The 5,923-nt window shown below is 71.7% G+C and carries 5 protein-coding genes and 1 pseudogene; 1 reads left to right on the forward strand and 5 read right to left on the reverse strand.

The genetic code is table 11. From position 1 onward, the window contains the following. From ACFWBT_RS41230 to ACFWBT_RS41250, 5 genes and pseudogenes are all read right to left on the reverse strand, one after another. A pseudogene (locus ACFWBT_RS41230) lies at positions 1-399 on the reverse strand (hypothetical protein); the annotation flags it as partial. Between the two features lie 10 nt (positions 400-409). Then, entirely contained in the window at positions 410-1,075 is a 666-nt protein-coding gene (locus ACFWBT_RS41235) for a VWA domain-containing protein (protein ID WP_351550623.1), read from the reverse strand. 19 nt (positions 1,076-1,094) lie between these two features. Beyond that, positions 1,095-1,577: a hypothetical protein gene (locus ACFWBT_RS41240; RefSeq protein WP_385709446.1), complete on the reverse strand. Its 483-nt coding sequence runs from the start codon at positions 1,575-1,577 to the stop codon at positions 1,095-1,097. Further along, positions 1,574-2,929, reverse strand: a complete 1,356-nt coding sequence (locus ACFWBT_RS41245; protein WP_385709449.1) for a methyl-accepting chemotaxis protein — start codon at positions 2,927-2,929, stop codon at positions 1,574-1,576. Before ACFWBT_RS41245 ends, ACFWBT_RS41240 begins: the two co-directional genes overlap by 4 nt. A gap of 267 nt (positions 2,930-3,196) precedes the next feature. Continuing rightward, on the reverse strand, positions 3,197-4,354 hold the full coding sequence (locus ACFWBT_RS41250; protein WP_385709452.1) for an acyl-CoA dehydrogenase: 1,158 nt from the start codon (positions 4,352-4,354) through the stop codon (positions 3,197-3,199). A gap of 189 nt (positions 4,355-4,543) precedes the next feature. Here ACFWBT_RS41250 and ACFWBT_RS41255 point away from each other — a divergent pair, with 189 nt between their 5' ends. Then, positions 4,544-5,887, forward strand: a complete 1,344-nt coding sequence (locus ACFWBT_RS41255; protein ID WP_385709453.1) for a UDP-glucose dehydrogenase family protein — start codon at positions 4,544-4,546, stop codon at positions 5,885-5,887. Positions 5,888-5,923 lie beyond the last annotated feature (36 nt).

Consider the following 5,923-nt stretch of genomic DNA (forward strand, 5'->3'; position numbering starts at 1 on the left):
CCGGGTCGACCCGTACGACGCGTCCGGTGGCGACTGCCGGGCCGGCCCGTACGACGCGTCCGGTGGCGACTGCCGGGCCGGCCCGTACGACGCGTCCGGTGGCGACTGCCGGGTCGGTCCGGTGGGCGGGGGCGGGGGCGGCTCGGGTGCGGTGACGGCCGCGTCGGGCTCCGGCTGGTCGGTGAAGAACTGGTCGACGCTCTGCCAGGTCGCGTCCAGCGGGTCGGGCTCCCGCGCGTCCGGCCAGCGGAGATCCGGCTGCCGGGCGTCCGTCCGACCCGTATCGGGCAGGCCCCCGTCCGGCCTGCCCGCCCGTGCCCGGCCCCCGTCCGGCTCCCGTGTGGCGGGCTCCCGCGGGCTGGTCCGGGACGGTCCGGCGGCGTTCATGTCGTTCCCCATCGGTGCGACCTCACAGCTTGTCGAGAGAGACGATGGAGAAGCCGGGCACGGTGTCGTCCACGGCCAGCGTGAACCCGTTGCCGCCGTCCGCCCCGATGCTCCCGGCGGACCGGACGATCGACCGCGTGAGACTGGAGGCGAACTCGCGCAGCGCCTGGGCCGGTGACACCGAGGAGTCCTTCTGCATGAACGCCCGGAAGTTGGCGACCCGCGCGATCGTCGACTCCTGCGCCTCGCCGATGCCGAAGGCGATGATCTTCGGGCAGAACCGTGACTGGGTGAGCTCCTTGTACGCCTGGTCCCAGTCCGGGTCGGTGGGAATGCCGTCGGACAGGAAGAAGACCACGGGGCGGTAGACCTCGTGGCCCTCCGCCTTCAGCCCCGCCACATCGTCCTCGACGCAGCGCAGCAGGATGTGGAACGCGTCGCCGTACGAGGTGAGCCCGCCCGCGGCGAGCGCGGGGACCGAGTCGATGTCGCTGAGGTCGACGAGCGGTTGCAGCACGGTGGCGGTGTCGGAGAAACCGATGAGGCAGAAGCGCGTCTTGTCGGCGACCGTCGGGTTGGTGCTGATCTCGTGGTGCAGGTCCGGGAGCGCGCCGTTGATGGCGTCGATCGGCTCGCCGATCATCGACCCGGACTCGTCGCAGAGCAGGTAGAAAGGCAGGATCTGCAAGGTTTCTCGTACCTCCGGGTCAGTACGTGTAGAAGTAGATCTCGATGTCGGCGTGCCCCGAGGAGGCGCCGCCCTTCCAGAAGTCACGGGTGGTGGCGGCGCGGAACATGTCCGGACGGGCCTTCTCCAGCAGGGCGTTGACGTCGTGCGCGTAGCGGCCCCCGGCGCCCGGGTCGGTGTGGCGTCCGAAGGTCAGCACGAAGGCGGCCTGCCGGCCCCGGTAGCGCGCGGTCGCCCCGCGCAGCGCGCGCACGATGCCCGTCTCGTCCCCGGCGGGCGCGTCGACGGCGATCCTGACCGGTGTGCGGACCACCGCGCGCGGGCCGGTGTGCCGCGGCTCCTTCTTCGCGGCGGCCGCCGCGGAGGACGAAGGGCCGGGGCGCCGCTCCGCCGCCTGGGGATCGCCCCGGTCTCCCATGGCCACCAGGGCGAGGACGAGCAGCATGTCCGCGAACAGCCAGCCCGCCAGGTACAGCGGCTGGAACCTTCCACCCCGCTTCATCGGGCCTCGGTCAGGGGCGCGGGGGGCAGGTGCGGCGGCTCCCGGCGGGGGTCGCGGGGGCGCGGGGCGGCGGGACCGTCGGTCCCGTCGGCGGGGTGGCCTCCCCGTTCCGCGTCGGCGGGGCGGCCTCCCCGGTGGGCACCGCTCTCCGCCCGATCGGCGCGGGCGGCCCGGCCCGGCTGGTCCCCCAGGTCGGCGCGCATGCGACGGTCCGTCCGCAACTCGTCGACGAGCCGGGCGAATTCATCGGCCGTGGCTCGCAACGCACCGCTCTGGGCGCTCAGTTCACGCACCGCGTGCTGGGACTCCTCGACCGCGCGGGCCGTCCCCTCCGCCACCTCGCCGTATCGGCCCAGGAGTTGGGCGGAGATGTCCGAAGCCACCTCGATGCCGGTGGCGTAGGCACGCTGGGAGGCGGCCAGCACGGTGACGGAGTCCTCGACGCGGTCCCCGGCGCCCGCCACCGCGAGCCGTACCTCGCCGCTCGCGTCGCGGACGTCGTCGAGCGCCTTGCGGACCTGCGCTCCGCCGTCGCTCACGGCGGCCTCGACGCGCCCCACCGCGGCCTCCAGGGGCTTGACGGAGGTGTCGATCCCGGCCAGCCTGCGCTCGGCCGACTCCACCGCCTCGCCGACGGCCGAGGCGGCCGACGCCAGGTCCTTGTGCACCCGGACAGCCTTGTCGCCCAGCCCCTTGAGGGTCGCGGCGGCTCCGGTGAGCTCGGCCGCGAAGCGCTGCGGGGAACCCGACCGCCGCTGGTTCAGAACGAGTTGGGCACGGGTCAGGACCGGCACGAGCGCCGCCATCAGCTCCCCGGAGCCGCGGTCGGCGTCCTCCTCGCGGCGGGCGACGGTGGACCGCCGCACGCCGTGCACGAGGACCAGGGTGAAGAGCACCACGATGGCGACGGTGGCGCTCATCGCGACATGGCCGAAGGTGAACGCGCCGGTGAGGTGGCCCTCGAAACCGGACTGCCACAGTTGCAGGAAGGGCCGGGCGGCGGCTTCCGGATCCGCGCCGGTCAGCGCCCCGTACGCGCTCGACGCACGGGTCAGCCCGTACCAGGTGAGCATCAGGGGGACGAAGACCAGCGCGCCCAGCACCGCTTCGGCGTAGGACCAGACCTGGTGCTCCCCGTCCCGGTCACCGGTCGCCCCGAGGCTCTCGGGGCGGGCGTAGGCGGCGAGGAGGTCGAGTTCGGACCAGGGGTCCAGCGCGGTGACGTCCTGGTCCCGGAGCGCCGCCGCGAGCGCCGCCAGCTCTTCCTTCCGGGTTCCGAGCGCCGGCCGCTGCGCGAGATCCTCGATGCTCTGCGCGATCACATGACGGTCCATCAGGGCGCCTGACGGCATGCCCACCCCCACAACACGACGGACGCGGGGGTGCGTCGACGGCCGCCATGGATCCCCACCCGTGTCACGTGCCCCCGCGCCCCCGCCGGTTCACGCGCACCAGACGCGTGACCGAGGGCACAGAGAGTACTCCAGCCGACACACTCCGCGCACGAACTCCCGGCACCCGCCGCTCCTTCCCGGGCGGCAGGACGGAACAGGACGGAAAAGGAAAAGGTGAGAGGCACACCGCGTGCCTCTCACCTTCCGTTGCCGACCGGCGGCGTACTACGGCAGGTTGCGCGCCATCACGATGCGCTGGACCTGGTTCGTGCCTTCGTAGATCTGCGTGATCTTGGCGTCGCGCATCATGCGCTCCACCGGGTAGTCACGGGTGTAGCCGTAGCCGCCGAGGAGCTGGACGGCGTCCGTGGTGACCTCCATGGCGACGTCCGAGGCGAAGCACTTGGCGGCGGCACCCTGGAAGGTGAGGTCCTTGTCGCCGCGCTCCGACTTGGCGGCGGCCGCGTACGTCAGCTGGCGGGCGGCCTCGATCTTCATGGCCATGTCCGCGAGCATGAACTGGACGCCCTGGAAGTCGGCGATCGGCTTGCCGAACTGCTTGCGCTCCTTGACGTAGCCCTTGGCGTAGTCGAGGGCGCCCTGGGCGACACCGAGGGCCTGGGCCGCGATGGTGATGCGGGTGTGGTCCAGAGTCTTCATGGCGGTCGCGAAGCCGGTGCCCTCCTCGCCGATCATGCGGTCGGCGGGAATGCGCACGTTGTCGAGGTAGACCTCGCGGGTCGGGCTGCCCTTGATGCCGAGCTTGCGCTCCGGAGCGCCGAAGGAGACGCCCTCGTCGGACTTCTCGACGACGAACGCGCTGATGCCCTTGGAGCGCTTCGTCGGGTCGGTCACCGCCATGACCGTGTAGTACTCGGAGACGCCCGCGTTGGTGATCCAGCGCTTGACGCCGTTCAGGACCCAGAAGTCGCCGTCGCGCACGGCCTTCGTCTTCATGCCGGCCGCGTCCGAACCGGCGTCCGGCTCGGAGAGGCAGTACGAGAACATTCCGTCGCCCTTGGCGAGCGGGCCCAGGTACTTCTTCTTCAGTTCCTCGGAGCCGGAGAGGATCACCGGCAGCGAGCCCAGCTTGTTCACCGCGGGGATCAGGGAGGAGGACACGCAGACGCGGGCCACCTCCTCGATCACGATGACCGTCGCGAGGGCGTCGGCGCCCGCGCCGCCGTACTCCTCGGGGACGTGCACGGCGTGCAGGTCGTTGGCGACCAGGGCGTCCAGCGCCTCCTGCGGGAAGCGGGCCTCCTCGTCCACCGCCGCGGCGTACGGCGCGATTTTCGCCTCGGCCAGCGAGCGGATCGCGTCCCGGAGCATGTCGTGCTCCTCGGACGGTCGGTACAGGTCGAAATCAGCCGATCCGGCCAAGGTCTCTCACGCTCCAAGGGATGCTGTGCTGGCGACGCTAACTACCGTTAAGTAACACAAATTTTAAGGGCCCGCCCGCGGGACGGATACGTGAGCTTGGCGACAGGGGGAAAAGTGCCCGTGAAAGCGCTCCCCCACGCCCCGACTATGCTCGGGCGCGCACCTACGCCACACACCTCAGGAGCATCCATGGCCCTCAAGATCACCGTGATCGGCACCGGCTACCTCGGCGCCACCCACGCCGCCGCCATGGCCGAGCTCGGCTTCGAGGTGCTCGGGCTCGATGTGGTGCCGGAGAAGATCGAGATGCTCCAGCGGGGCGAGGTCCCGATGTTCGAGCCCGGTCTCGAGGAGCTGCTGCGCAAGCACGTGGCCGGGATCGAGGGCTCCACGGGCCGACTCCGCTTCACCATGGACTGGGCCGAGGTCGGGGCCTTCGGAGACGTCCACTTCGTCTGCGTGAACACGCCTCAGAAGCACGGCGAGTACGCCTGTGACATGTCGTACGTCGACGCGGCCTTCGAGTCGCTGGCGCCGCACCTGCGCGGCCCGGCCCTCGTCGTCGGCAAGTCCACCGTGCCCGTCGGTTCGGCGGAGCGGCTGGCGGCCCGGCTCGTCGAGCTCGCGCCCGCCGGCGAGGACGCGGAGCTGGCCTGGAACCCCGAGTTCCTGCGCGAGGGCTTCGCCGTGAACGACACGCTGCACCCCGACCGGATCGTGGTGGGCGTGCGCAGCGAGCGCGCCGAGAAGCTGCTGCGCGAGGTCTACGTGACGCCGGTCGCCGACGGCTCGCCCTTCGTCGTGACCGACTTCCCGACCGCCGAGCTGGTGAAGACGTCCGCGAACTCCTTCCTCGCCACGAAGATCTCCTTCATCAACGCGATGGCCGAGGTCTGCGAGGCCGCCGACGGTGACGTGGCCAAGCTGGCCGAGGCCATAGGGCACGACGAGCGGATCGGGAAGAAGTTCCTGCGGGCCGGGATCGGCTTCGGCGGCGGCTGTCTGCCCAAGGACATCCGCGCCTTCATGGCGCGCGCCGGTGAGCTGGGCGCCGACCAGGCGCTGACCTTCCTGCGCGAGGTCGACACCATCAACATGCGGCGCCGCGGCCAGATGGTGGAGATGGCCCGCGAGGCGCTCGGCGGCGGCTCGTTCCTCGGCAAGCGGGTCGCCGTGCTCGGCGCGACCTTCAAGCCGGACTCGGACGACGTGCGCGACTCCCCGGCCCTGAACGTCGCCGGGCAGATCCACCTCCAGGGCGGCCAGGTCACCGTCTACGACCCGAAGGGCATGGCGAACGCCAAGCGGCTCTTCCCGACGCTCGGGTACGCCGACTCCGCGGTGGAGACCGTGCGCGGCGCCGATGTCGTCCTGCACCTGACGGAGTGGCGCGAGTTCCGCGAGCTGGACCCGGCGGTGCTGGGCGAGGCGGTCACGTCCCGGGTGCTGCTGGACGGGCGGAACGCGCTGGACCCGGAGGTGTGGCGCCGGGCGGGCTGGACGTACCGGGCGATGGGCCGGCCCACCGCCTGAACAGGCTGTCGCGGGCGACGCCGGTCCGGCCGAGGC

The sequence above is a fragment of the Streptomyces sp. NPDC060027 genome (assembly GCF_042737005.1).
Taxonomy (GTDB): Bacteria; Actinomycetota; Actinomycetes; order Streptomycetales; family Streptomycetaceae; genus Streptomyces.

What these genes read in the sequence shown, in the direction of transcription:
- ACFWBT_RS41240 (WP_385709446.1), bottom strand. Translation starts at nt 1,577, where the DNA reads ATGAAGCGGGGTGGAAGGTTCCAGCCGCTGTACCTGGCGGGCTGGCTG.
- ACFWBT_RS41245 (WP_385709449.1), bottom strand. Translation starts at nt 2,929, where the DNA reads ATGCCGTCAGGCGCCCTGATGGACCGTCATGTGATCGCGCAGAGCATC.
- ACFWBT_RS41255 (WP_385709453.1), top strand. Translation starts at nt 4,544, where the DNA reads ATGGCCCTCAAGATCACCGTGATCGGCACCGGCTACCTCGGCGCCACC.